Annotated in this window: 14 protein-coding genes; 6 read left to right on the top strand and 8 right to left on the bottom strand. The window is 65.0% G+C overall.

The genetic code is table 11. The features are described from left to right. Window positions 1-7: 7 nt before the first annotated feature. The 3 genes from ACM43_RS19825 to ACM43_RS19815 all read right to left on the bottom strand — a co-directional run bounded on the left by ACM43_RS19825 (window position 8) and on the right by ACM43_RS19815 (window position 5,888). On the bottom strand, window positions 8-1,039 hold the full coding sequence (locus ACM43_RS19825; protein WP_271542212.1) for a TRAP transporter substrate-binding protein: 1,032 nt from the start codon (window positions 1,037-1,039) through the stop codon (window positions 8-10). Window positions 1,040-1,443: 404 nt separating this feature from the next. Continuing rightward, window positions 1,444-2,700: an efflux RND transporter periplasmic adaptor subunit gene (locus ACM43_RS19820; RefSeq protein WP_271542211.1), complete on the bottom strand. Its 1,257-nt coding sequence runs from the start codon at window positions 2,698-2,700 to the stop codon at window positions 1,444-1,446. Continuing rightward, window positions 2,697-5,888: an efflux RND transporter permease subunit gene (locus ACM43_RS19815; protein WP_271542210.1), complete on the bottom strand. Its 3,192-nt coding sequence runs from the start codon at window positions 5,886-5,888 to the stop codon at window positions 2,697-2,699. The genes ACM43_RS19820 and ACM43_RS19815 overlap by 4 nt, the downstream gene beginning before the upstream one ends. Window positions 5,889-6,484: 596 nt before the next feature. Between ACM43_RS19815 and ACM43_RS19810 the strand changes: the two genes are divergently transcribed. Beyond that, complete coding sequence (locus ACM43_RS19810) at window positions 6,485-10,303, top strand: Dyp-type peroxidase domain-containing protein (protein WP_271542209.1); 3,819 nt, start codon at window positions 6,485-6,487, stop codon at window positions 10,301-10,303. 23 nt (window positions 10,304-10,326) lie between these two features. Here ACM43_RS19810 and ACM43_RS19805 read toward each other — a convergent pair whose 3' ends face one another. The 4 genes from ACM43_RS19805 to ACM43_RS19790 form a co-directional block, all read right to left on the bottom strand. Beyond that, a complete protein-coding gene (locus ACM43_RS19805; protein WP_271542208.1) occupies window positions 10,327-13,416 on the bottom strand; it encodes an ATP-binding protein in 3,090 nt (1,029 codons plus the stop codon). A gap of 301 nt (window positions 13,417-13,717) precedes the next feature. Then, window positions 13,718-14,545 carry a hypothetical protein gene (locus ACM43_RS19800; protein WP_271542207.1) on the bottom strand — a complete coding sequence of 276 codons (828 nt, stop codon included), beginning with the start codon at window positions 14,543-14,545 and terminating at the stop codon, window positions 13,718-13,720. 88 nt (window positions 14,546-14,633) lie between these two features. Next, complete coding sequence (gene fsrB, locus ACM43_RS19795; protein ID WP_271542206.1) at window positions 14,634-15,926, bottom strand: siderophore utilization protein FsrB; 1,293 nt, start codon at window positions 15,924-15,926, stop codon at window positions 14,634-14,636. 212 nt (window positions 15,927-16,138) lie between these two features. After that, a complete protein-coding gene (locus ACM43_RS19790) occupies window positions 16,139-17,014 on the bottom strand; it encodes a helix-turn-helix domain-containing protein (RefSeq protein WP_271542205.1) in 876 nt (291 codons plus the stop codon). Window positions 17,015-17,269: 255 nt separating this feature from the next. On the opposite strand from ACM43_RS19790, the gene ACM43_RS19785 reads away from it, so the two are divergent. The 5 genes from ACM43_RS19785 to ACM43_RS19765 all read left to right on the top strand — a co-directional run bounded on the left by ACM43_RS19785 (window position 17,270) and on the right by ACM43_RS19765 (window position 23,301). After that, window positions 17,270-18,484, top strand: a complete 1,215-nt coding sequence (locus ACM43_RS19785) for an amino acid ABC transporter substrate-binding protein (RefSeq protein WP_271542204.1) — start codon at window positions 17,270-17,272, stop codon at window positions 18,482-18,484. Window positions 18,485-18,547: 63 nt separating this feature from the next. Next, complete coding sequence (locus tag ACM43_RS19780; RefSeq protein ID WP_109143775.1) at window positions 18,548-19,423, top strand: branched-chain amino acid ABC transporter permease; 876 nt, start codon at window positions 18,548-18,550, stop codon at window positions 19,421-19,423. Beyond that, entirely contained in the window at window positions 19,420-21,090 is a 1,671-nt protein-coding gene (locus ACM43_RS19775) for a branched-chain amino acid ABC transporter ATP-binding protein/permease (protein ID WP_271542203.1), read from the top strand. The genes ACM43_RS19780 and ACM43_RS19775 overlap by 4 nt, the downstream gene beginning before the upstream one ends. Next, window positions 21,083-21,814 carry an ABC transporter ATP-binding protein gene (locus tag ACM43_RS19770; protein WP_271542202.1) on the top strand — a complete coding sequence of 244 codons (732 nt, stop codon included), beginning with the start codon at window positions 21,083-21,085 and terminating at the stop codon, window positions 21,812-21,814. Before ACM43_RS19775 ends, ACM43_RS19770 begins: the two co-directional genes overlap by 8 nt. Window positions 21,815-21,849: 35 nt before the next feature. Beyond that, window positions 21,850-23,301, top strand: a complete 1,452-nt coding sequence (locus tag ACM43_RS19765; RefSeq protein WP_271542201.1) for an aldehyde dehydrogenase — start codon at window positions 21,850-21,852, stop codon at window positions 23,299-23,301. A gap of 52 nt (window positions 23,302-23,353) precedes the next feature. Here the strand turns inward: ACM43_RS19765 and ACM43_RS19760 are convergent, their stop codons facing one another. After that, on the bottom strand, window positions 23,354-25,342 hold the full coding sequence (locus ACM43_RS19760; RefSeq protein WP_271542298.1) for a TonB-dependent siderophore receptor: 1,989 nt from the start codon (window positions 25,340-25,342) through the stop codon (window positions 23,354-23,356). Between the last annotated feature and the right edge of the window lie 211 nt (window positions 25,343-25,553).

Below are 25,553 nucleotides of genomic sequence, written 5' to 3'. Positions count from 1 at the left end.
CAACGCGCTACGACAGCTTGCCGACGGCCTTCTCCAGAAGCTCCCAGGCCTGATCGCCATATTTGCCCTTCCATTCGGCATAGAAGCCGGCCGAGCGCAGCTTGTCGCGGAACGGCGCGATGGCCGGCTGGTTGAAGGCCAGGCCCTTGCCCGCGAGCTCCTGCTGCAGGTTGGCGTTCAGCTTGGCGGTATCCTCACGCTCCTTGACGGCGGCGGCATTGATGTTCTTGGCGACGATGGTGCGCACGTCCTGCGGCAGCTTTTCCCAGGCTCTGCGGTTGGCCAGGAACCAGAACCCGTCCCACATGTGGTTGGTCAGCGAGCAGTACTTCTGCACCTCGTAGAGCTTGCCGGTCGAGATGATGGCCAGCGGGTTCTCCTGACCCTCGACGATCCTGGTCTGGAGCGCGGAATAAACCTCGCTGAAATTGATCGAGGCCGGCGCGGCATCGAACGCCTTGAACATCGAGGTCCACAGCGGCGACACCGGCACGCGGATCTTGAAGCCCTTGAGGTCGTCAGGCCCGGTGATCGGCTTGCTCGACGACGTGGTCTGGCGGAAGCCGTTGTCCCAGATCTTGTCCATGACCTCGAGCCCGGCCTTCTTGATCTCGCCGCGGACATGGGCGCCGAGATCGCCGTCCATGGCCTTCCAGACCGTGTCGTAGTCCGGGAACGCGAAGCCGATGCCGTTGATGGACGCCGCCGGCACCAGGGTCGACAGGATCAGGCCGGACAGCGTGAAGAACTCGACGCCGCCGGAGCGGATCTGGCTCAGCATGTCGGTGTCTGAGCCGAGCTGGTTGTTCGGGAAGATCTGCAGGTCGAACTTGCCGCCTGTCTCGGTCTTGATCGCCGCCGCCATCTCCTTGGCACGGACGTTGAGCGGATGTGTGTCGGGCAAGTTATTGGCGTACTTGTAAGTGAACTCGGCGCTCTGGGCGCGCGCCACATGGGGCGCACCGAGGCCGCCCAGGACCGCGCTCGCGGCGGAGGCCTTGAGAAGCGTGCGTCGGGAAAAGCGCGTGGACAGGACCATGGGTCTGCTTCCTCGGAAGGTTTGTTGTTGTTCTGAGATGCAAACCTATACGGACGGTCGGCCTTAAGGTCATCTGCGATCTCGCGGATGCCTCGCTTATTGCAGCCGGACAAGGTCACGACAATATCGGCTTTCGCAGACCTCGACCCCGATTCAAAACCTGAAAAACAACCCCATGCACAGTAGACGTCAAGAGCTAAGACGACGGCCGACGCGGACGGAGATAAAGGTTTTGGCGAAGGTCGGATGTCAGCAATTGCGCCTAAATAACTGATCTGATTGTACATAAAGATATTCCATAATATACCTTATGCGAATCACGGATACGCGGGTCCAGACTGGTCCGGCCGCGCCGTGCCTCGAACCACTACTCACCTTCTGCCGGTCGATCCGGCCTAGCCGACCTATGAAGCGGCGCTCGTCGTCCGGATTTGCACCTTGGCTCCGTCGGCAAGGTCCACCGACGGATTGAGAATGATGTGATCCCCGCGCTCGACCCCGCTGTCGACTTCGAGCTGACGGCCGAGATCGCGCAGCACGTGGATCGTCCTGAAATGCACGATTCCATTCGCGACCACGGCGACTTGCATTCCTTTGGCATTGAAGATCACCGCGTCAGCCGAAATTTGGAAGCTTGGCGTCCGGCGTGGGATACGAAGTTCCACGGTGCAGTAGATCCCCGACGTGAGCGCCGCATCGGGATTCGGGATATCGACCTCCGTCAGCAGCGTCCGCGAGCCGGGCTGGAGTGCATCCGCTATCCGGGTCACCGTCCCGGGAAAGGTCCGGTCCGGGATCTCGGGTACGTGGACGATCGCGGCAATGCCAGGCCTGAGGTTGAATGCGGCGTCCTGCGGCACGAACACCTGGGTACGGATGACGCTGCCCTGCTGGAGCGTGAACATGAACGTGCCCGAGGTGGCATCGGCCTGGACCAGGCTGCCGACGTCGACATTGCGCTGGGTGATGACGCCGTCGAACGGAGCCACTACGCGCTGATACAGCTTCTGCTGGCGGAGCACCTGCAACTGCGCCTGCTCGGCCGTGATGTTCGCCTGCGCCACCGATACCGCCGCCTCCTGGGCCTTCAGTGTCTGCTCGTCGATAGTGCCCTGCTGCGCGGTCACCCATCCCTTGTCGACCAGCGGCCGATCGCGGTCCCAGGTCACCTTGGCGAGTTCCCGGTTGGCCTGCGCCTGCTGGTACGACCAATTGAGCTGGGCGAGTGTCGCCTCCGCCTGGGCGATCTGGTGATCGAGCTCGGGGGCATTGATCTCGGCGAGCAGCTGCCCTGCCTTGACGTGGTCGCCGATATCGACGGCGCGAATGGCGATATAACCGCTGGCGCGGGCGAAGATGTTGGCACTCGCAAATGCGGAGGTCGTGGCCGGCAGCTCGACGACCTCGACTTGATCGGCGGGCTCGACGGCGGCCACACGGACTTGCGGAACAAAATCTCGTTGCTGCTCGGCTGTCGCTAGGACCTGGCGGTGCTCGGCATATTGGCGCCAGGCCCCCGCCGCCAGCAGCGCGCCGGAAATGAGGATCAGGCTAAAGCCGGCGAGGCGCCCTCCCCGACGAGTCTGCCCTCGAGGTGTGACGTCCTGGTTCTGACCAGGTTCGGCCAGGCGCTCGGGTTCGATTGGTCTGTTGAAGTTCATTCCAGCACCTCGTCGAATACCCCGTGGTGTGTCTTCCCGTCATTGCCCTTGCGAAGAACCGCGAAGAGGTAAGGCACGACCAGCAGCGTGGTCGGCGTTGCGAACAGAAGCCCCCCGATGACGGCGCGGGCCAGCGCGGCGTTCTGTTCCTCGCCGGCGGCGCCGATCGCCATCGGGATCATGCCGACGATCATCGCGGCCGCGGTCATCAGAACGGGCCGGATTCGGGTATGGCCGGCCTCGACCGCCGCTTTAAAGGCGGTCTTGCCTGCGAGCTGCTGCTCGCGGGCAAAGGTCACGAGCAGGATCGAGTTCGCCGAGGCGACGCCGACCGCCATGATCGCTCCCATCAGCGAGGGCACATTGAGTGTCGTGCTGGTCACGAACAGCATGGTCAGGATGCCGCAGAGCGTGGCCGGCAAGGCCAGAATGACGACCAAGGGATCGCCGAAATTCTGGTAATTCACGACCATGAGCAGGTAGACGAGCACGGCGGCGAACAGCAGTCCTGTGCCGAGGTTGATGAAGGCACTGTTCATGCTCTGGATCTGGCCGGTGACCTGGATCGTGTTGCCGGGCTTGAGCTGCTTCTGAAGATCGGCCGTTACCTTGGCGATGTCGCTCGCCACGCTGCCGAGATCGCGGTCCTGGACACTGGCATAAACCTCGTAGACCGGCTGCACATTGGCCTGGTTGGCGTTGGTCGGGATCGTGCCGCGCTGGAATGTGGCGACGTTGCCAAGCAAGCCGGGAATGGGCGTGTCAGTCTGCAGTGACGCCAGCGAGGTCGATACCGGCGTGTTGGCGAGATCGTTGAGCGATGCGATCTGCCGCTCGGGCGTCTGCACGGCCAAGTAATAGGGAATGCCGGAGGTAGGGTCGGTCCAGAAATTCGGCATGACCTGCTCCGAAGAGCTCAGGCTGACGTTGAGGTTGCTTGCGATCGTGTCGGCATTGAGCCCCAGCTGCGCAGCGCGGGTGCGGTCGATATTCGCGTAAAAGGCCGGTGCGTTGACCTCCTGCTGGAGATGGACGTCGGCGATTCCCGGGATCGCGGCGAGACGCCGGCGCAGCTCGGTGGCGACCTTCAGGTTGTTTGCCTTGTCGTAGCCCACGGTTCGCACGTCGATCTGGGCCGGCAGCCCGAAATTGAGGATCTGGGTGACGATGTCGGCTGCCTGGAAGTAAAAAGTGTCTTCGGGAAACGCAGCTGGCAGGGCCTCGCGCAGCTTGCGCACGTAGTCGGCCGTTGGCCGGTGGCCTTCCCTCAGCGAAACCAGGATGACGCCATCGTTGACGCCGATGGTCGAACCGTCGCTGAATGCCAGATTATAGGAGCGCGCGGGCAGGCCGATATTGTCGACGATCAGCGCGCGATCCCTCTCCGGAACGATCTCGCGGATCTTGTCCTCGACCTGCTGAAAGATCGCCTCGGTATTCTCGATCCGGCTTCCGGCCGGCGCGCGCACATGGAGCTGGATCTGTCCCCCGTCGATGACCGGGAAGAAATCGCGGCCGACCATGGGGAACAGCACGAGGCCCAGTGCCAGAACGGCGACCATGCCCGCAGGAATGATGAAGCGATGCTCGATCAATCCGGTCAGGATATGCGAATAGGCATGGCGCATCGCCTCGAAATGTCGCTCGAAGGCCGCATGAAAGCGCGCGAAGGGACCGCGTGGTTCAGCACCGGTCTCGCCGTGGCGCTCGCCCTTGAGCAGGAGACCGATGATGATCGGCGTCAATGTCCGCGACAACCCGTATGACGCCAGCATCGCGAAGACCACCGCAAGGCCCAGCGGCGTGAACAGATATTTGGCCGGTCCTTCCAGGAAGACGACCGACGTGAAGACGCAGCTGATCGCCAGGGTCGAGACGAGCGTGGGTATGGCGATGCCGGCCGCGCCGTGCAGCGTGGCCTGCGACAGAGGCTGTCCCTCCTCCGTGAGCAGGCGATGGGTATTCTCGATCGTGACCGTAGAATCGTCGACCAGGATACCGACGGCGAGCGCCAGTCCTCCCAGCGTCATCGTGTTCAAGGTCTCCCCGAGGAAGTGGAGCACGATCAGCGATGTGAGGATCGATAGCGGAATCGAGATCATCACCACGAGCGTCGATCGCCATGATCCAAGGAACAGCAGGATCATCAGCGCTGTCAGCGCGGCTGCGATAGCGCCCTCGCGCAGCACGCCTTCCACCGATTGCTTGACGAACACCGACTGATCGAACAGCTCGTCGATACGCATGCCCGGAGGCGCGGCGGCGCGTGCGGCTGCGAGCGCCTTGTGAACCGCGTTGACCACGCTAAGCGTCGAGGCGTTGCCGTTCTTGATGATGCTGAGCAGCACGGAACGGCGGCCGTTCTGGCGCACGACATTCTGCTGCACCAGCCAGCCGTCGTGAACCTGCCCGACGTCCCTGACAAAGATTGTGGCGCCGTTGACGACTTTGATCGGGATGTTGTTCAGGTCCTTGATCGATGGAGGCGTCGCGTTCGTCCGGACGACATATTGCTTGTCCCCCATCTTTGCGGTTCCAGCCGGCAACGTCAGGTTCTGGGCGTTGACCGCATTGACGACGTCGAGGGGCGTCAGCCCCTTGGCGACCAGCTTGGCTGGATCGAGATCGACCATGATCTGGCGGTATTTTCCGCCCGATGGCGTCGGCAGCGTGATGCCCGGAATGGGCGCCAGTTGCTGACGGATGCGATAGATGCCGTAGTCGTAGAGCTGCTGCTCGCTTAGCGTATCGGAGCTCAGGCTGACCTGGAGCACGGGCACGCTCGAGGCGTTGAACTGAACGACGACCGGCGCCTGGATGCCGGGCGGCATCAGCGCGCGGATGGCGTTGGTGGCGGAGACGATCTGCGAAATGGCGAGGTCGAGATTGACGTCGGGTTGGAAGTAAATCTTCTGCACCGACAGGCCAGCCATGGTCTGTGCCTCGATGTTCCTGATGCCGTTGACGTTCGAACTGATCGAGTACTGGCTGTAGGTGGTGACGCGTTGCTCCATTTCCGGCGTACTGAGGCCGGTATAACTCCAGATCACGGTCACGACCGGGATGTCGATATCCGGAAAGATGTCGGTCGGCATCGCGAATAGGGTGACTGCGCCGAGGAACAGGATCAGCGCGGCGACCACGTAGAAGGTGTGGGGAAATCGCAAGGCGAAACGAACGATACCCATCGAGCACTCCTCGCGCGTCGCAGCCTGTTGCGGCCACCACGGCTGTCCAGATCAGCGTTGACGCATGGCACGCGGCGTGTTGCCGGTGCGGCCACCTCGTGCGCTCCTGGATGGTTCTTGGTCTCGAGGGTCAACGATGAACCCCGCTCACACTCCCGGCTTCGGGCGTCCGGAATTGCAGTCGTGAGCAAACATGGCAACAGCAGATCAGAAGTGAATGCGGTGTGGTGTTAATTCACGGCAATGATCGGCGGGATTCGACCACAAATCGGTGAGCGCCCTCGTTTTGAATCTCAAGACCATGCGAGCTATGTCGCGAGGCCCAGCTCAGTCCGTCGAGATGGCCGAAGCCGATATCGCCCCTGCCCGAGCTCAAAGCCGTGGTAGCTCAGTCCTGGCTGATTGCGTGCTCCGGCGCATCTTCCGCCCGCATGCCGCAGTGGAAAGTTCGGAAAGTGTGTGCCAGTTCATACAATCGAGCGGCCGCGAGCCGCACTATTCCCCAAATAAGTTGCATAACGAAACACGTTTTGGGTGCCGGCCGGTCCTGGCGCGAAGGCGCTTTGAGCCGCGTGCGACCCGGGGGAGCCAAAAACATGCGTCGTGATTTGACCATCAAAACCGGCAGCATGGCCGGCACGTCCGATTTCAGGGTGATGGCTCCGATCAAGAAGGGGTTCGTGCCGTCCCTCGATGCAACCACGTACAAGAGCCGCGTCAAATACGTGCTGCGGGCGCTGAATGGCGGACGCGCCAACGCGTATGAATACGAGCTCGCCCGCGTGCTGACCGATTCCGTTGACCGCGTCGGGCGGATCCACTCGGTGGGCATCGCCGTGCTCGAACCCGAGGACGAATCCGTTGACGGCGTGGACTATGTGCTTCTGACCGCGACGTTCGACGGGTCCTGGGAAGCCTATGTCCGCGTCATATGGCAGAAGGCCGCCCGGCTGCTCGACCTCATCTTCTGCAATACCGATGGTTATGTGCTCGGATACGAGAACACGTACGAAAACTGGGGTATCTGGCTCAAGAGCAAGCAGACCGAAGCCTATTTCCTCTATGCCACCCCCGACCTGACCGTGGATGACACGCGCTTCCTCCGGATGGAGGAGCGGGTCTATCGGCGCGCCTCTGGCGCCGGCGCCGACAAGATCGTCACGCGGATCAGGATTCCCTCGCCGGAAGACATCGCGCGACACTCGATATTCGAGGTCGACGGCCAGGTCGGCGTCGATCCGACCAATGCCGGCTTCAGCAAACCGCTCAGCATCGAAGCTGCCGCCCGGCCTCCGTTTCGCCACGGCATCCGCGCACTGGCGGGACTCTACCGTCTGGCCGACTTCTATCCGCCGGGCACGCATGACGGGGTGCTTCTGCATCGGGCCGGCCACGAGCTGCTGCCCGAATTCGTCACCATGATCAACGACCCCACCTACGCGGAAGGCGTCAAGCGCGCTCGCCGGCGCTATGAAGAGGCCCTGCGCTGGTTGATGACCCCGCCCGATGTGGCGCCGGTACGGCGCAACCTGCCCCTCGCCCCGCCGGCCGACCTGCCGTTGCAGGATCCCGGCAATGTGCAAGGCGGAATTCTGACCGCCTACAATTCAGATCACGGCTGTCTGTTGCTGCTGCAGTTCGCCAACCCGGCCGCACTGGCCGCGTTTCTCGACGTCCTCCAGGTGACTTCCGAAGCCGACGTTCTGACGCCGGGGCAGATCGTCACCAACATCGCATTCACGGTCGAGGGACTGCGTCAGGCCGGCCTGTCCGACGAAGAGGTGCGCACTCTGCCGGAAGAGTTCGTGCAGGGCATGGAAAGACGCGCCGGCCTGCTCGGCGATGTGCGTTGGAATCATCCCCTGCGATGGCGCCTTCCCGCCAGCAATTGGGCGCTCGGGACCGACGCGCCGGACCTGCCCGACGGCGACCCGGCGCCGCGGATCAGCATGAGCTCGGTCCATGCCGTCCTCCAGCTCCGCCTGTTGCTACCCAAGGACGCGCAGACGACGGCGGATGCGAGACATGCGTTGATGGCCGAAATGAACCGCCTGGTCGGGGTCGATGCGGGTATCAGGCCCCTTTCGATCCAATGGATGCAGCGGCAGCGCGACAAGATATCCCGCGACATGCAGGACCATTTCGGGTTCGCCGACGGCAGTTCGAACCCGGTGCTGCGTGAGTGCGAGGCCGGCACGCACTATTCCAATCGGGTGCATCTCGGCGAAATTCTGTGCGGCTATCCGAACATCGCCGACGAGACGGCGCCGTTCGGCAACGCGACCAATCGTGCTCACGCGATGCTCCGCGACGGCAGCTTTATGGCGCTGCGCAAGCTGCGACAGGACGTCGAGCAGCTCGAGGATGTCCTCGCCCGCGCGACGCGACAGGCAGCCGAGATGGTCGGACCGGACGCGCCTGCCCTGACGCGTGAGACGCTGATGGCCAAGATGATGGGACGCTGGCCGACCGGCCATCCCCAGGCCGGGCAACCCCTGACCCCTACTCCGCCCCCTGACAAGGGCCACAACGACTTCAACTACGACGCCGACCCGCAGGCCCAATCGTGTCCGTTTCACGCGCACATACGGCGCGCCAATCCGCGCGTGTCGATCACCAAGGCGGATGCCGGCGCCCGGCCCCCACGGATCGTCAGGCGCGGCATGTCCTACGGTCCGCCCGTCGACCCGCAAGCCGCCAAATCCGGCCAGCAGCCAGAGCGCGGCCTGGTTTTCATGGCCTACAATGCCAGCCTCGGCGAGCAGTTCGAGGTGGTGCAGAGCTGGCTCTCTGGCGGCAACAGCTCGGGTGCGTCCTCGGGGGTCAGCGATCCCTTCCTCGGCGTCGCCGAGCCTGGCCGGCTCCGGCATTTCCGTTTCGAGCATGGAGGCCAAACCATTCGTGTGGCACTGGACGGCTCGGACCGGCTCCACGACGAACCTCGTCCGTTCGTCCGTCTGGAATGGGGAGCATATTTCTTTGCGCCATCGAAGAAGGCGCTTGCCGATCTAAAGCAATGGGCGGCGAGCCAGGGGTACAAACCGGCGGTGACGTGGTGCGCGGATCAGGGGGAAAAAGAGATCGCGCGTCTGCGCCTGATCGAGCGCCAGCAGGGCGAAGCCGCGGCGATGGCCGCGTGGAAGACAGCGCTCGAAGATCCGGATTCAGCCTCGCATTTCGTCAACGCCTCGATCTGGGCTGCGATCCGCGAGCGCCACGGCGGCGCGCTTCGCACGCCCTTCGGGGTCTTGGTGGCCGACCGCGACATGGTCTACAAGGTGTTCGCCGACTCCGACACCAAGCTGACCATCACGGGCTATCTTCCCCGCATGCTGCGGTCGTTCGGCATCCTCTATCTTGGCCGCGACGCCGGGCAGCCAGACCAAGTCTACGAGCAGGAATCCGAGGCCTGCAATGCTGCGATCATGGCCCTCGACCAACCCGCCGCATTCGAGCTGGCGCGCGCGGTCACACAGAAGGTGCTGGGCTTCATGGTCAAGCAGACGATCGACTATGCCGCCAGCGACGGCGAAGCGAGCTGGGAGCTGACCGTCGACGTGCACGAATTGGTGGATCCGCTGCTCGCCGCCTTCTGCGAAGCGTGGTTCGGGTTGAGCGAAGACGGGGGCCATTTCCGCCGCGTCGGCTATCGCTGGGATTGGACGCCGGGCGAGCCGCCCGGCTATCCCGGGCATTTCCTGTCGCCTTCGCGCTACATCTTCCAGCCGCACCCGAACGCGACAGTGGAGGCGATCGGCGCGGCACATGGCGACGCTGCACGCCGTGCCATGGAAAATTTCCTGACGCAGTTCGGGCCGACAAACGCGCCAGTGACGAAGGCAGTCTATAACTCGCCGCGGGGCACCGGCGACATTCCGTTCGTGGCGCGCACGGTCGCCGGCGCCATGATGGGATTCATTCCGACCGTCGACGGCAACCTGCGACGAATATTGAACGAATGGCTGCGCGAAGGAACGCTATGGGCGTTGCGCGCTCGCTATGCCGGCACGAAGGCAAAGAACTATATGGACGCTCTCAACCGGCTGAGAGACGACTTCATCCCCGCGATGCAACTTCGCGCGGTGCCCGAACTGATCTGGCGGACGGCCGTCGTTTCGCAGACCATCGGAGGTGTCGAGGTCAGGCCCGGAGACGTCATCGTCGCCGGCGCGGTCTCCGCCACCCAGCAAAGTCTCGCCGAAGGCCGTCAGGACATCTACCACGCTTTCGGCGGCAACCGCAGGGTCGCGGGGCATCCCACGCATTCATGTCCCGGAGCAGACCCGGCACTGGCGGTGATGCTGGGTTTCTTCAGCGCACTGGTGGAGACGGAGCTACCCTTGCGGACCGGCCCCATTCCAATGAGCCTGACGATGGACGGAAGAGTTCCGGCGCCGAGCCCACCGCCACCCTAGAGCCGTGGGCAGGTGCGCAGCGATCAGACGGCACAATGCCGAGCGAGCTGATCGTTGGCGTGGATGACGGGTATGCCGGCGACGCGCCTGATCGTCTGCTCCGCATGCCAGTGCATGCCGAGCGCGCGCAGTTTCTCCGCGGCTTCCATCATGGTCTGGCGAGCCGCCTCGCCCCGGCCCTGCCCTGCGAGGAGCTCGCCCCGCAGGGAAAGATTCAGGGCCGCATCGCGCAGCGACCCGCGCCACCCTGCGGAGGTTTCGGCCCGGCGCAACCAGCGCTCGCTGAGGCGAAGATCCTGGCGCAAAGCTGCGAGCTTCGCCAGCGCGCGGCACGCCGCGGCTTCGCCCAGTCGCTCGCTTTCGCGCGCGCGCCGCAGGACATGGGCGGCATACCGCCGCGCCGTCTCGACATCGCCTTCGGCGGTCGCCGCCTCGACGAGCCAGCTATATTGAACCGACGTGTAGAATTGAAAGTTGCGCCGCTCCATCCATTCGGCGGCGTTGCGCAACTGCAGCAGGCCCTCGGCGTCGCCGGTTGCCGACCAGCGGGCAAATCCCGAGGCGGCCCGGCAATCCGCCAGAAGCAGCAGGCTGCGCGTGTTCTCGGCGATGCGCGCCCCTTCCACGGCAAGCTGCTCCGCCTCCTGCCAGCGGCCCTGCCAGATCAGCGCGACTGCGATCCAGTTGCGCACGGAATTGACGACCGGATGGGTCGAGCCTCCGACCAGAGCCATGGCTTCGCCGAAACAGGCGTGGGCGTCCTCGAAATCGCCGCGATCCGCAAGGACACCGCCCTTGCACGATAGCGCATAGGCGGCTCCGAAGGATATCGCACCATGCCGCCGGCTGCGTTGCTGCTTGGTCGAAATGGCGGCGTCGATCAGGGCGATGGCTTCGTCGTACTGACAGCTTGCAGCAAGAATCTGACCGAGCGTCGCTTCGATCTGAGCGATCAGGCGACGATCTTCGAGCTTGCGCGCCAATTCCAGTGCCGTCCGCGTGTGCGTCACGGCTTCGCGGAAGCGGCCGAACCCGTAGCACATCCAGCCGAGCCATTCATAGGCGCTGGCCATCGCGGCGGTCTCGCCGAGGGAGGACGCGATCGCAACCGCGCGTTCGAACACAGAGGTGTCGTCGGTCAGCGACAGCGGGTCGAAGATGTTGGCCATACCCAGCTTGTTGGCCAGCAAGCACCAGCGCAGCGATTGCTCGCGCGAGCGATTGGGCACGCGATCCAGCGCCTGCATCGCAACCTGGTACTGCGCGCTGGCACGATCGAGCGCAAATGCAGCCATGGCCTTGTCGCCGGCACGTTCGGCATAATGGGCTGCGCTTTCCCAATGACCTGCGCCTTGCGAATGGTAGGCCAGAGCTTCCATCGCATCTTCGCGATCAGCCTGCTCGGACCGCGTCAGCAGGGTGTCTTCGATCCGCTTGTGCAATGCCTGACGCTCGTGCAGGCCAATGGTGTCGTAGACCGCATCGCGCGTGATGCCGTGCTTGAAGCGAAGGACGCCGCCCGCTGGATCGGCAAAGAGAAAGTCCGCATCCGCCAATGCCCGCACGATGGCCGGGTCGGGTTCGCTGCCGCAGGCCGAAACCAGCAGCCCGTGCGGCACGGTGTTGCCGATGACGGCCGCGGCGCGGACCACCTTCGCCTCATCGGGCGGCAGGCGTGCCAGGCGCGAAGCGACCAGGGTTGCGATCCAGCCCTGTTTGCTGCGCGCTTCGAACGAGGCCGGATCGTTGGCGGCGATGGAATGGCAGAGCTCTTCGATGAACAACGGCACCCCGCCCGCATAGGCATGGATGCGGGCTACGAGGAAGGGGTCGGCCTGCGGGACCCAACGTCGTACGGCAAAGTCGGTTTCCGGCCCCTGAAATGGTTCGAGAAACAGGTGCGGCGCCCCGGAAATCCATTCGGTGCCGTCCTCGCGCGGCCGGCTGGCGAGGATGACGCGAGGTCCGTTGGGCAATTCCAGCAAAGCCTGCAGCAATTGGCGGCTCGCGTCATCAGACCATTGCCAGTCGTCGATCACCAGCACCAGCGGGCCATGTGCCGACAGTCCGGTGAAGAACCCGAGCAGATCGCCGACGACGCCGTCGACGGTGATACGGCCGCCACGCGCATCGGCGCCGGCCGACGCCAGTGCGAGAATCGATTCTGCGTTCGGACCGAGTTGGGCCGCCCAGGGCTCAAGAGCCGCGCGCGCCGTCTCCTTTGCCTCGACGAGGGAGGCGTCCGCTCGAATTCCCAGTGCAGCGCGCAGCATCTGCAGGAATGGTTGCAGGACCTCTGCACCGACGTAACTCTCGCAACTGCCTCGCAGCAGCCTGATGCGCTCGGTGCCGACGTGCCCCAGCACTTCTTCCAGAAGGCGCGTCTTGCCGAGTCCGGGTCCGCCGACGACCACCGCGCAGCGTTGCGCCTGCGCAGGTGCTTCGCTCAGAAAGCGTGTCAGGAAGCCGAATATCTCGTTGCGGCCGATGAAGGGTGTCAGGCCGCGGCGCGAGGTTGCCTCGAAGCGCCGGGTCGCCGTGCTTCGACCCAACACCAGCCTCGCCGGCGGCATTCCCGAAGCCGCCGGGAGGTGGGCGGCGAGCTCGAAGAAGTTGGCATGCGGCCCAAGGGCATCGAGGCTGGCCAGGATCTGATCCGGACCGGCGTGGCGCGACAGGTGCGCTGCCGTGTTCACGACATCGCCGATCAGGTCATACCGGCCGGACTCGATGTCGCCTTGGGTCAGGAGCACGGTGCCGGCATGGATACCCGAATGCATTCGAAGCGGCATCAGCGCCGGCGATACGCCATCGTGGCGCAGCTCTCCAACCCATTTATGAATATCGAGCGCTGCTTCCGCAGCACGACGGCCGTCGTCTTCGCCGGATTGGGGATAGCCGAAAATGGCGAGGGCACCGTCTCCCTGCGTGCGGATGATACGACCACCGTGCTTCGCCACCGCGCGATGCCAGATCTGCCGCAACTGGCTGAGGAGTTCGGAAAGGTGCTCGGACTCGACATCCCGGCCCAGGGCGGTTGATCCGACAAGGTCGGAGAACAGCACCGTCAATCGATGACGTTCGCCTCTGGGGTCGCGGGTCTGCGTAATCATCGTCAATCGCAGCCAACTCGGACGAACCGCAAGAACGGTCTCCAGCGGGTGCCAGACCGGATGCAGCAAGTATCGCAAAAGGCCATAGTAACTCGCCCAACCCGCAAGTGGAAGCTCGCGGGGATTGCATCCGCCGAATATGACGATCAGGACGACCGCATTGGCCTAACCTATTCAAAAACCTCGTGTCTTCCCTTTGCCGACGGCGCGGCCCCGCCTCGCCCTGCGCAGGCCAACGCGTGGTTCAAAGCCGGTGGTTCAAAGCCGGAGGATCACGGCGGAAGATATCGAGCTGCCGTTCCTAGGGAAGCGGCAGCCGCTCCAGCTGGCTCTGCGCCTTTTTGACGGCGGCCGCATACCAGCTCTGGCTCGGGGCTTCCTTGGCGAAGCACGCCGTGAAGGCGGTCATTGCCTTGTCCTCGCGGGCCATCTCGCCGCGCGGGTCTTTCTTGTCGATGGGCTTGGCCATCATCTGCTTCCAGACCTTCTCGCAGGTCGCGATCGGGGCGGTCTTCACGGCCTCCCTTGCCGCGAGGAAATAGACTTTGTCGCCCTGGATCGCGACGACGTCGATTTCGTCCGGCGGGCCCTTGAGGCCGCCATTGCCGCGCACGCCGAGCACAGCGGCTGCGACGCTCGCCCTTGCCGGCTTGGTGATCGGCAGCTCCGCGTAGATCGCGAAGGCGGCGTCCTGGATGGCGTAATAATAGAAGCGGTCGGATTTCAACGCGGCGCCACTGTCCTGAGGCATGCCGTCGGCGCGATGCTCGCCAAGCCAGTGCTTGAGCAGCCCGGTCGTGGTCACCACAGCCTGCATCTTGTCGCCTTCGGATGCGAAGCTCAGCCCGTCGAGATGGCCGAAGCCGATGTCGTCCTTGAACAGCGTATCGACGTTCGACTTGCCCTCGGCCGGGAGTCCCTTGATCGCGACCGGACCGACCAGGCCGCGCAGCACGCCGGCCAGCTCCTTCAGGGCCGCATCGTGCGGCTTGTAGATCTCGTCGCTCTCCTTGGCGTTCGAGAATTTTGCGATGTAGCGGTCGCGCAGGTCGAGATAATGCTGCTCGGGCGCGGCCGCCCCGGCGGGCGCGGCCAGGACGAGCAGGCAGAGCAAGGCAGGCAATCTCATTGCGATTCCGGGAAGACTGGAGAGCGATCTCCCATCTTTGTGCCGACGCCGCGTGCCAAGGTTCATCCATTGGCGGAACGCGGGTGCCCTACTCTGCCGGCGTCAGTTGCTCCCGGTTCAGCCGCACGGCCGCCGTCTCGCGCACGCGAACGCGGGCGCGGCGCTTGCGCCACCAGATCACGACGCCGGTGACAGAGAGCGCGGCGACCACGAGGCCCATCACCGAGATCAGGATGCGCCCGAACAGTCCGACGATGCGGCCCGAATGCAGCGGAAACTGCGCCTGCACGAAGATGTCGGCGGCGGTGCCGACCCAGGGCAGCCGCTCGCCGATGGGGCGGCCGTCCTCGCTGTCGTAATAGAGCTGCGCCGGGCCCACGCCGCCGGCGCCGTGATCGTCGCCGGGATGGAAGAAGGCGGCGGCATAGACGCCATGGGCCGGGCCGTAGCTGAGCGCGCCGACTGGGGTGGTCCAGCCTCGCGCCTTGCCGTCGGCGGCCGCGCGGGCAGCAATCTCGGCGAACGTCATCTTGGGCTCGATCGGATTATCGAGATCGCGATAGGGCCGCTGCTCATAGGGTGTCGGGGTGTAGTTCGACACCATCTTCATCAGCGGCGAGAACACCTCGAAATAGAGGTTCAGCGAAAACGCGGTGAAGGCGATGATGAACAGCACGCCCCAGGTCCACAGGCTGAAGGCGCGGTGGATGTCGAAATTGATCCGGTAGGCGCTGCCCGAGGTCTTGATAGTCCAGGCCGGCGCCCAGCGCGCCCAGAAGCCGCGCTCGAGCTGGCGCGCGACTTCGGGCGCCCGCGCGGCCTTGGCGCGCCGGCGCGAGGGCAGCGTCAGGTAGAAGCCGACGAAGCAATCGATGGTCCAGATGATAGCAATGATGCCGAGCACGCGCATGCCCCAGCGGTCGCTGCCCCAGAATTCCGGGATGTGCATCGTGTAGTGCAGCTTGTAGAGAAACGAGACGAAGTTTTCGCGCGTGACGGGCCACACCGCGCCCCAATAGCGCCGGCCGAGCTCCGCACCGGTGTTGGGATCGAGGAAGACCTGATTGTAGTCGAGCGGGTAACGCTTGCCGGTCGCGGGGTCGATCCGCGGCATGACGAAGAACCACAGCGAGTGCCCCTCCTCCGGTGTCATGAAGAGATAGACGACGCGCGCACGCGGATCGCGCTGCTCGATCATCTTGGCAAGCTCGAGCGAGGGAATGGCCGGGCCCTTCGTCGAGACGTCGAACAGGTGGCTGTTGAGGACGTCGTCGAGCTCGTGATCCCAGGAGATGATCGCGCCGGTGATGCCGGAGAAGAACAGGAAGGCGGCCGTCAGCAGTCCCGCCCAGCGATGCAGTTTGCCGAATATCGCTCTCATCGCTCAGATCTCATTCCCACTGGACCCGGCCCCTCATTTGCCGGACCGCTTTTCGATTGGACTCGCCGCCGGCCGTTCAGCCGGTGGGCCTTCGGCCTAACGCAGGGACCGTTGCAGTGCGAGAGGTCCGACATTAGAATTTGTCGAGACTGGCCAATAAGCTGCGCGACAAAGCGTCCAGGCGTGATCGGGTGTTCGCGCAGCCGCGTGCGTTACGGCCAATCGGCAAAATTCAGTGTCGGTCTCGATCGCCCCGCTCTCGCGCGTGCCGCAACGCGCCGACGCCATACGCCCGGTGCCTCGCCGGTGTGCTTGCGGAAAAAGCGGCTGAAATAGGCGGTGTCCGTGAAGCCCAGCGCGAATGCGATCTGCTTGACGGCGATGGTTCCCGCCTCCAACCGTGCCGCCGCTTCCCTGACCAGGCGCTGCTGAATCAGCTCGCTCGGCGAGCGCTTCAGCTCGCGGCTGCAGAGTGCGTGCAGGCGATCCGGCGTGGTGCCGAGTAACCTCGCGTAATCGCTGACGCGCAGGTGCTGTTGATAGCGCTCCTCGAGCAACCTGCGGAACCGGCTCAGGATCTCGGTGCTGCTGCTCTCCTCGTTGCGGTTGCCGTCGCCAGCGAACAGGCGCCAGAATCGCAGCACGCACAGCGTCAGCTCCGCCGACATGATCGACGCTGCACCGCTGCGTGCGGGCGAGGCGATCTCGGCGGCGATCGCCGCGATCGAACGCGCGATCGTGGCCGCGAGATCGGCCTCGACCTGCAACGCCAGGATGCCGCCTGCGCCTTCGAGCGCGAGATAGGCCGCCTCCGCCGACGGCGGGAGATAGCGATGCCAGATACCGGCGCGCAATTGCAGCAGCTGCGCCGTCGTGCCTGCCGACACCTCCAGATAGTCGGCGGATCCTGCCGGGAGCCAGACCAGCGCGGGTCCGACCGTCCGCATGGTCCTGCCGGCCCGACCGATCTCAGCGGTCCCCCCGCCGGGAAGGCAGAGCAGATGAATGAACGGACGGGCCGCTTTCGAGGTCAGCGTCCATCGCCGCGCGACGTAATGCGCCGCGATCAGCTCGGCGCCCACAGGCACAGCCCCACTCGGGACGGTTGCCGTTGCCGGATCTGAGCCCGCGACGCCTCGACGCACTTGGCCATCAAGGCCAGAAACGTCCAATCTTTCACCGGATTTGTCCATTGTGCGAGCAAAGCTTGGGATGCTTGCTAGGTCAAGTCTCGGTGGCGGCCGGCTCAATGATGCCGCCCTAGAGAAAGTCGGGATCAAGAGGAAACGACCACTCACTGCGATGCCGACCATCGCTTGAGTGCAACAGGAGGGAGACACGATATGTTTTCAGCGAACCGTCGAACGTTGCTGCGCGTCGCTGGCCTTGCGGCTCTGGCCGGAACGCTGGGGACGTCCTCGGCCGACGCGCAGGAGAAGATCCGGATCGGCTACGCCATTTCCAAGACCGGTCCTTATGCCGGCGGCGCCGGCATCACCACCCTGCCCAATTATGAGCTGTGGGTGAAGGACGTGAATGCCGCCGGCGGCATCAAGCTCGGCGACAAGAAGCTGCCGATCGAGGTGGTCGAATATGACGACCGCAGCAGCTCGGAAGAAGCCGTCAAGGCGATCGAGCGCCTCGCCAACCAGGACAAGGTCGATTTCATTCTTTCGCCGTGGGGCACGGGTCTCAATCTCGCGGTCGGCCCGACTCTGAACCGTCTGGGCTACCCTCACCTCGCGGTCACGTCGGTGACCGACAAGGCGCCGGAGCTTGCCAAGCGCTGGTCGAACGCGACGTTCTGGCTCGGGACGTCGGCCCAGATATCCGAGGGGCTCGCCGATCTGCTCGGCAAGCTGAAGAGCGAAGGCAAGATCGGGGCGAACATCGCGATGGTCAGCATCGCCGACCAGTTCGGCATCGAGCTGTCCGCCGCGGGCCGCGAGGCCTTCAAGAAGCACGGCTTCAAGCTCGGCTATGACAAGACCTATCCGATGGGCACGCAGGATCTCCAGCCTCTGTTGAAGGATGCGATCGCGTCGAACCCGGATGCGTTCGTCGCCTTCAGTTATCCGCCGGATACGATCGCGCTGACCGAGCAGGCGCAGCTGTTGAAGTTCAACCCGAAGGTTTTCTACGTCGGCGTCGGCACCGCGTTCCCGCTTTACAAGGGCAAGTTTGCCGCCAACAGCGACGGCGTGATGGGCATCGGCGGTTGGAATGCCGAGTCTCCGCAGCTGAAGGAGTATCTGGCGCGCCACAAGGCCGCCACCGGCAAGGAGCCCGATCGCTGGGCGAGCTCGATCACCTATGCGAGCCTGCAGGTGCTCCAGCAGGCGATCGAAAAGGTCGGCAAGCTCGATCGCACCGCTGTCGCGGCGGAAATCCGTGCGGGGACGTTCGAGACCATCATCGGCAAGGTCAAGCTGAAGGACGGGCTGCTTCAGGAGGTCTGGAGCGTCGGGCAGTGGCAGAACGGCGAGTTCTACGCCCTCGCACCGACCTCGCTGCCGGGCGCGCGTGCCGCGGTCGTGCCCAAGCCGCAGTGGCAGTAGGCTGGTTGACAGGCCTTGCATCGGCGAGGCCTGCCTGCCGTCCGCTCAAGGGGGCGCCGCTTCATGTTGCTTGTCGACATCATTCTGCCGGGCCTCGTGCTCGGCGGCATGTACGCGCTGATCGCGCTCGGGCTTACGCTGCAATATGGCGTGGCGCGGATCATGAACCTCTCCTATGGAGAGTCGCTGGTCGCGGCCGCCTTCGGCGCGTTCTCGCTCTATGGTGGCCTTGGGCTGAGCCCGCTCGCGGCGCTGCTGCTGGCGGTCCCGGTCGCGATGGTGCTGAACTGGCTGCTGTATCGCTTCCTGCTGGAACGGCTGATGCGGCGCGGCAAGGACCGGGGCGCGCAGGAGATCGACAGCATCCTCGTCACCTTCGGCGTGCTGTTCGTGATCCAGGGCGCCATGCTGGTCGCCTTTGGCGGCCAGTACTACAGCTATAGCTATCTCTCCATTCCGCTGACGATCATGGGCTCGACGCTTGCCGTCAATCGGCTTGTCGCGCTGCTGTTCGCGGCGCTGGTCGGCGGCGCCGTCTATCTCGCCCTCACCCGCACCAGGATCGGCACTGCGGTACGCGCCATCGCAGTCGATGCCAACGCCGCGCGTCTCGTCGGCATCGACGTCGCGGCCCTGTCGGGGCTGGCGTTTGCCTTTGGCGGCGGCCTCGTTGCCGTCGGCGGCGTGCTGATCAGCATGTTCCTCACCTTCAATGCCGCGATGGGCGTGGTCTTCACGATGAAGGCACTGGTCGTCGTCATCATGGGCGGTGTCGGCAACGTCATCGGTGCGCTGGTCGCCGGACTGCTGCTTGGTGTGGTCGAGACCGCGGTGGCGCGGCTGGTCGATCCCGGCCTGACGCTGGCTGCTACTTACGCCCTGTTTCTCGGCGTGCTCGTGATCAAGCCGACCGGCCTGTTCGGCAGGGCGGCGTCATGACGGGGCCCGTCCGGATTCTGCTGTGGTGCGCCGGCCTCGCCCTCGCCGCCTGCCTCGTCACCTATCCGCTCTATGCCAACGGCTATTATCTCGCGCTCGGCATCAGCGTGCTCTATTTCACGATCCTGGCGACCGCGTGGGCGATGTTCTCGGGCCCGACGCGCTACATCTCGCTTGCCACGGTCGCGTTCTTCGGGCTCGGCGCTTACACGGCTGCGGTGCTCGGCGAGACCATGCCCTGGCCGGTCGTGCTGCTGGCCGCAGCCGGCGTGGGCGCACTCACCGCCGCAATCACCGGGCTTTCGACGCTGCGGCTGTCCGGGATCTATTTCGTGATTTTCTCCTTCGGCCTGGCCGAGCTGATCCGGCAGCTCGTGATCTGGTACGAGGTCAACATCCACAAGTCGGTCGGCCGCTATCTCTTCAGCGCGGTGACGCAGGACGTTCTCTACTGGCAGCTGCTGGGCTTGACCGCGATTGTCTTCCTGGTGGGCTGGATGCTCGGGCGCTCGCGCTATGGGCTGGCCCTGCGCGCCATCGGCGCCGACGAGACCGCGGCGAGCCATTCCGGCATCGATGCCACGCGGATCAAGCTCGGCGTCTTCATTCTGAGCGCGACCTTCATGGCGGTGACCGGCGCGGTCATGGCGCCACGCTGGACCTATATCGATCCGGCCATTGCGTTCAATCCAACCATCTCGTTCCAGGTCGTGATCATGGCCCTGCTGGGCGGCGCGGGCTCGCTGTTCGGGCCTGTGCTGGGCGTCATTCCCCTGGTCCTGCTGTTCGAGGTGCTGACCGCGACGCTGCCCAACCATTTCAGCATCGTGCTCGGCGTCATCTTCGTGTTCATCGTGATGGTGTTGCCGAACGGCGTGGTCGGCCTGTTCGGGGTGAGCCGCTGGCGCGTTCCGGCCGGCGGTCCTGCCACCGCGCCCGCCCGCGCGGGCGATGCACCGCTGCTCGCGGTCGACGGCGTCAGCAAATCGTTCAGCGGATTGCGCGCCGTCGACGGTGTCAGCTTCACGGTCACCACGGGCGAGATCATCGGCATCATCGGCCCGAACGGATCCGGCAAGACGACGCTGCTGAATACGCTGTCCGGGGCGCTGCGGCCCTCCTCGGGCACGATCCGGCTGGGCGGCATCGTCCTCAACGGTATGCGCGCGCACCAGATCGCGCGCCTTGGCCTAGCGCGCACGTTCCAGCTGGTGCGCGTGATGCCGGACCTGACGGTGGCCGAAAACGTTGCGGCGGCGCGGCTGTTCTCGACCTCGAACGGCTCGGGCGCAACGGCAAGCGAGCTGCTGGACCTCGTCGGGCTCGGCAAGCTGCAGGAAGCGCCCGCGAGCGAGCTGACCTATATCGACCAGAAGCGGCTCGAGCTTGCCCGCGCGCTGGCGCTGCAGCCGCGCCTCGTGCTGCTCGACGAATGGCTGGCGGGTCTCAATCCGAGCGAGCTCGAGACCGGCATCGCGCTGATCGCGAAATTGCGCGATCGCGGCCTCACCATCATCATGGTCGAGCATGTCATGGATGCGATCCGAGCGCTGTGCAGCCATTGCATCGTCATGAATGCCGGCAGCGTGATCGCGCGCGGCGCGCCGGAGGCCGTGTTGTCCGATCCAAGAGTCGTTGCCGCCTATCTCGGAGGCGACGATGCTTGAGGTCGCCGCCCTCTCCCACTTCTATGGCAAGCACCAGGCTCTCGCCGACATTGCGCTTGCTATCGGGCAAGGCGAGATCGTCGCGATCCTCGGCGCCAACGGCGCCGGCAAGTCCACCCTGCTCAAGAGCATCGCCGGGCTGGTCAAGCCCGCGCCGGGCGCAACGATCCGGTTCGAGGGACATCACATTGGCGAACTGCCCGCCCATCTGATCGTGGAGCGCGGCATCGCGCTGGTGCCCGAAGGCCGCGGCGTGTTCGGCGATTTGACGGTTGCCGAGAATCTGCAGCTCGGCGCCTACCCCGCCCGCGCCCGCGCAGGCGAGGCAGACCGGCTCGCGAGGATCCTGCGACTGTTCCCGCGCCTTGCCGAGCGCATGGCCCAGGCCGTTCGCACCATGAGCGGCGGCGAGCAGCAGATGGTGGCGATCGGCCGGGCGCTGATGTCGAACCCGCTGCTGCTCCTGCTCGATGAGCCCTCGCTCGGCCTGTCGCCCCTGCTCAGCCGGGAGGTCTTCCGCGCGTTGGCGGAGATTCGCAGCGGCGGCCTCAGCGTATTGCTGGTCGAGCAGAATGCGCGGGCGAGCCTCGACATCGCCGACCGTGTCTACCTGATCGAGTCCGGCCGTAACGCCGGCAGCGGACCGGCCAGTGCGATGAAGAACGATCCGGAGGTTCAGCGCGCCTATCTCGGCAAGGCCCGCGCGGCCCCGTCCCCACCATAATCGCTCAATCCCGCCTGCAACCTTTGGAGTGCATCATGAACGCGATCGACCTTCTCATCGGCGGCAAGGACCAGTCGGCAAGTAATCAACGCACCTTCCAGCGCCACAACCCGATCTCCGGCGACGTCGCGACCATCGTGGCGGCGGCCTCGATCGACGACGCGATGCGGGCCGCGGACGCTGCGGCCGCCGCCTTCCCGGCCTGGTCACAGCTCGGTCCGTCCGAGCGCCGCAAGCGGCTCAATGCGGCCGCCGACATCCTCGCACGCCGGGCCGCGGAATTCACCGCGCTGATGGTCGCCGAAACCGGCGCCACCGCGGGCTGGGCCGGATTCAACGTGCACCTGGCCGAAGGCATGCTGCGCGAAGCCGCGGCCATGACGACGCAGATATCCGGCGAAGTCATTCCGACCGACAAGCCCGACAACCTCGCCATGGCGTTTCGCCAGCCGGTCGGCGTGGTGCTCGGCATCGCGCCCTGGAACGCTCCCGTGATCCTCGGCGTGCGATCGGTCGCGATGCCGCTCGCCTGCGGCAATACCGTGGTGCTGAAGGCGTCCGAGATGAGCCCGGGCGTGCATCGTCTGATCGGAAGCTGCCTGGCGGAGGCCGGCCTCGGTGACGGCGTCGTCAATGTCGTGACCAACGCGCCCGAGGATGCGCAGGCGGTGGTCGAGGCGCTGATCGCCCATCCTGCGATCCGCCGCGTCAATTTCACCGGCTCGACCCGCGTCGGCCGCCTCATCGCACTCGCATGCGCAAAGCACCTAAAGCGCGCGCTGCTGGAGCTTGGCGGCAAGGCCCCGCTCGTGATCCTCGACGATGCCGATCTCGACGCTGCCGTGAATGCGGCAGCGTTCGGAGCCTTCATGAACCAGGGGCAGATCTGCATGTCGACCGAGCGGATCGTGGTCGACGACAAGGTGGCGGACGCCTTCATCGCCAAGTTCGCCGCCAAGGCCAGGAGCCTTCCCTTCGGCGATCCCCGCAAGGGCAATGTCGTGCTCGGCTCGCTGGTCAGTGACGCCGCCTGCGAGCGCGTCCGGGGCCTGATCGACGATGCCGTCGCCAAGGGCGCGGTGCTTGCTGCCGGCGGCCACGGCAGCGGCACCATCATGCCCGCCACCATCGTCGATCATGTCACGCCGGCGATGCGTATCTATGGCGAGGAGAGCTTTGGTCCGGTCGTGACCGTGGTGCGCGTGAGCGGGATCGACGAAGCCGTGCGCGTGGCCAACGACACCGAATACGGCCTCTCCTCGGCCGTGTTCGGCCGCGACATCGCCCGTGCGCTCGGCGTTGCCAGGCGGATCGAGGCGGGCATCTGCCACGTCAACGCCCCGACCGTGCATGACGAGCCTCAGATGCCGTTCGGCGGCACCAAGGCGTCAGGCTATGGCCGCTTCGGCGGCAAGGCCGCAATCGACGAGTTCACCGAACTGCGCTGGATCACCGTGCAGACCGGGCCCCGGCACTATCCGTTCTGATCGGCGGGATGCAGATCCGGCCTCCAAGGCCGGACTGTCCCTCGGATTGTGCTCACCAGCGGTAGGTCAGCCTGGCGATGGCTTTCCGCCCTTCCGCGTAGAAGCAGCCCGACATGCTGTAGCATGCGGCGACATAGCGGGTGTCGGCGAGATTGGTGACGTTCAGTGCCAGGCGCCAATTGTCCCTGTTGTAGGCCAGCAGCGCGTCGAGAACGGTCGACGATCCCACCTTGAACGTGTTGGCCTCGTCGCCCCAGGTCGCGCCGACATAGCGGATGCCGCCGCCGAATTGCAGGCCCGCGAGCGGCCCGTTCTGGAGCGTATAGTCGCTCCACAGCGAGGCGCGGTTGAGCGGCACCGTAGTTGGCGCCTTGCCGACATTCACCGGATCCTGCGTGACCATGGCGTCGACATAGGCATAGGCGGCGCGCAGGTTCCAGCCATCGGCGAGCGACATCGTGCCTTCGAGCTCGATGCCGCGCGACTTCACCTGCCCGATCTGTTCGTAAAAGGTGGCCGCGGGCACGTACACGGCGACGTTGTCGCGCGTCAGGTCGAAGGCGGCGAAGGTGAACAGCGCGTTCCAGCCGACCGGCTGGTACTTGACGCCGACCTCGTATTGGACGCCGGTCTCGGGATTGAGCATCTGTCCGCCAAAGCCGGTCGCGAGCAGCGGCAGGAACGATTCCGAGTAGCTGAAATAAGGCGCGATGCCGTTGTCGAAATTGTACATCACCGCGGCTCGGCCGGTGAAGGCCGAGGCGTCCTTCGCGGCCGTCGTGTTGGCGATACCGTTGTCGACCTGCGTCGTCACGAAATCCTGGCGGCCGCCGAGCTGGAAAGAGAGCCGGCCGAGCTTGATCTGATCCTGCGCATAGACGCCGACCTGGGATTGCTTGACGCCCGTATTGTCGTTCATAGCGCCGATGGCGTAGTCGTAGCTGTAGTTCGGATTGAAGACGTTGATCTCGGGGGACGAGGTCGTGACGCCGAAGGCGGTGTCGCGGAAGGACGTGTTGCGATAGTCGACACCAACCAGCGTGGTGTGGCTGAGAATGCCGGTGGTGAACTTGCCCTGGAGCTGGTTGTCCACGGCCAATGAGTTGATGTAGGAGTTGCTGTAGCTGCCATAGCGCGCGAGCTGCCCTGCGGCTTCGTTGGTATAGCCGCCGCCGTAAAACACCTTCTCCTCGTTGTGCTGATAGGCGTAGCGCAGATTTTGCCGGAACGTGACGTTGTCGGTGAAATTGTGCGCGAGCTGGTAGCCGACGGTTGCGATCTCGGTGTTGAACGCGTCGAAGCCCGGCACGCCCGCGAAGAACGAGACCGGGATAGTGCGGCCGTTGTTCGGCCACACCGTGCCCGACGCCGGCAGGAACTGAAGGCCCCACCCCGCCCGGTCGCGCTGGTAGTTGGCGAGCAGGGTGATGGTGGTGTCCTCGTTCGGCTTGAACGTCACCGCGGGCGCGATGAAGACGCGGTTGTCCTTGCTGAAGTCCACCTGGGTCTGTCCGTCACGCACGACGCCGGTCAGGCGCCACAGCACCGTCCCTTCCTTGTTGGCGGGGCCGCCCATGTCGAACTGGCCCTGATAGCGATTGAAGCTGCCGCCCGAGATCGAGACCTCGCCGAACTGCTGCGCCGTCGGCAGCTTGGTCACGTAGTTGAGAACGCCGCCGGTGCCGCTGCCGCCATACATCGCGGAGGACGGACCCTTGAGCACCTCGATGCGCTCGGCCCCATAGGGCTCGAGGCCATTGAAGTGCACGTAATTGCTGGAGGGAATGCGCAGGCCGTCGACGAAAAGGCCCGGCATCGTCATGTCGAAACCGCGGATCTGGAGGCCGCCGAAGCGCGTGTCCGAGCCGCCATTGACGTCGCCGCTGACGCCGGCGGTGTAGCGCAAGGCCTCGCCGATCGAGACCGCGCCCTGGTTTCTGATCTGATCGGTGGTGATGACCGACACCGACTGCGGCGTTTCGATCAGCGGCGTATCAGTCTTGGTGGCGGTGCCGCTGCGCGTCGCAACGAAACCGCGCACCGGACCATTGGCGCGTTCGCCCGTTGCGCCGTTCGATGAGGCCGACTGGGTCGGTGCGGCCTGCTGCGCCGGCGCGCGGCGGTTGGCGCGTGCAGTACGTGTCGCCGCCCTTCGCGACGACGCAATTGCCGCCGGACGAGCGCGCTGCGCCGGCGCTTCGACGGTGACCGGAGGAATCTGCGTCTGGGCCTGGGCAGAGCCGAAGGGCGCG

The organism is Bradyrhizobium sp. CCBAU 45321 (assembly GCF_028128975.1).
In the GTDB taxonomy this organism is placed as follows: domain Bacteria; phylum Pseudomonadota; class Alphaproteobacteria; order Rhizobiales; family Xanthobacteraceae; genus Bradyrhizobium; species Bradyrhizobium yuanmingense.
Note: the sequence above shows the minus strand (reverse complement) of the source record. Positions and strands in the feature narration are given on the sequence as shown.

Excerpts from the sequence above, each read along its gene's own strand:
- ACM43_RS19825 (WP_271542212.1), bottom strand. The coding sequence starts at position 1,039 with ATGGTCCTGTCCACGCGCTTTTCCCGACGCACGCTTCTCAAGGCCTCC.
- ACM43_RS19820 (WP_271542211.1), bottom strand. The coding sequence starts at position 2,700 with ATGAACTTCAACAGACCAATCGAACCCGAGCGCCTGGCCGAACCTGGT.
- ACM43_RS19815 (WP_271542210.1), bottom strand. The coding sequence starts at position 5,888 with ATGGGTATCGTTCGTTTCGCCTTGCGATTTCCCCACACCTTCTACGTG.
- ACM43_RS19810 (WP_271542209.1), top strand. The coding sequence starts at position 6,485 with ATGCGTCGTGATTTGACCATCAAAACCGGCAGCATGGCCGGCACGTCC.
- ACM43_RS19805 (WP_271542208.1), bottom strand. The coding sequence starts at position 13,416 with ATGATTACGCAGACCCGCGACCCCAGAGGCGAACGTCATCGATTGACG.
- ACM43_RS19800 (WP_271542207.1), bottom strand. The coding sequence starts at position 14,545 with ATGAGATTGCCTGCCTTGCTCTGCCTGCTCGTCCTGGCCGCGCCCGCC.
- fsrB (WP_271542206.1), bottom strand. The coding sequence starts at position 15,926 with ATGAGAGCGATATTCGGCAAACTGCATCGCTGGGCGGGACTGCTGACG.
- ACM43_RS19785 (WP_271542204.1), top strand. The coding sequence starts at position 17,270 with ATGTTTTCAGCGAACCGTCGAACGTTGCTGCGCGTCGCTGGCCTTGCG.
- ACM43_RS19780 (WP_109143775.1), top strand. The coding sequence starts at position 18,548 with ATGTTGCTTGTCGACATCATTCTGCCGGGCCTCGTGCTCGGCGGCATG.
- ACM43_RS19775 (WP_271542203.1), top strand. The coding sequence starts at position 19,420 with ATGACGGGGCCCGTCCGGATTCTGCTGTGGTGCGCCGGCCTCGCCCTC.
- ACM43_RS19770 (WP_271542202.1), top strand. The coding sequence starts at position 21,083 with ATGCTTGAGGTCGCCGCCCTCTCCCACTTCTATGGCAAGCACCAGGCT.
- ACM43_RS19765 (WP_271542201.1), top strand. The coding sequence starts at position 21,850 with ATGAACGCGATCGACCTTCTCATCGGCGGCAAGGACCAGTCGGCAAGT.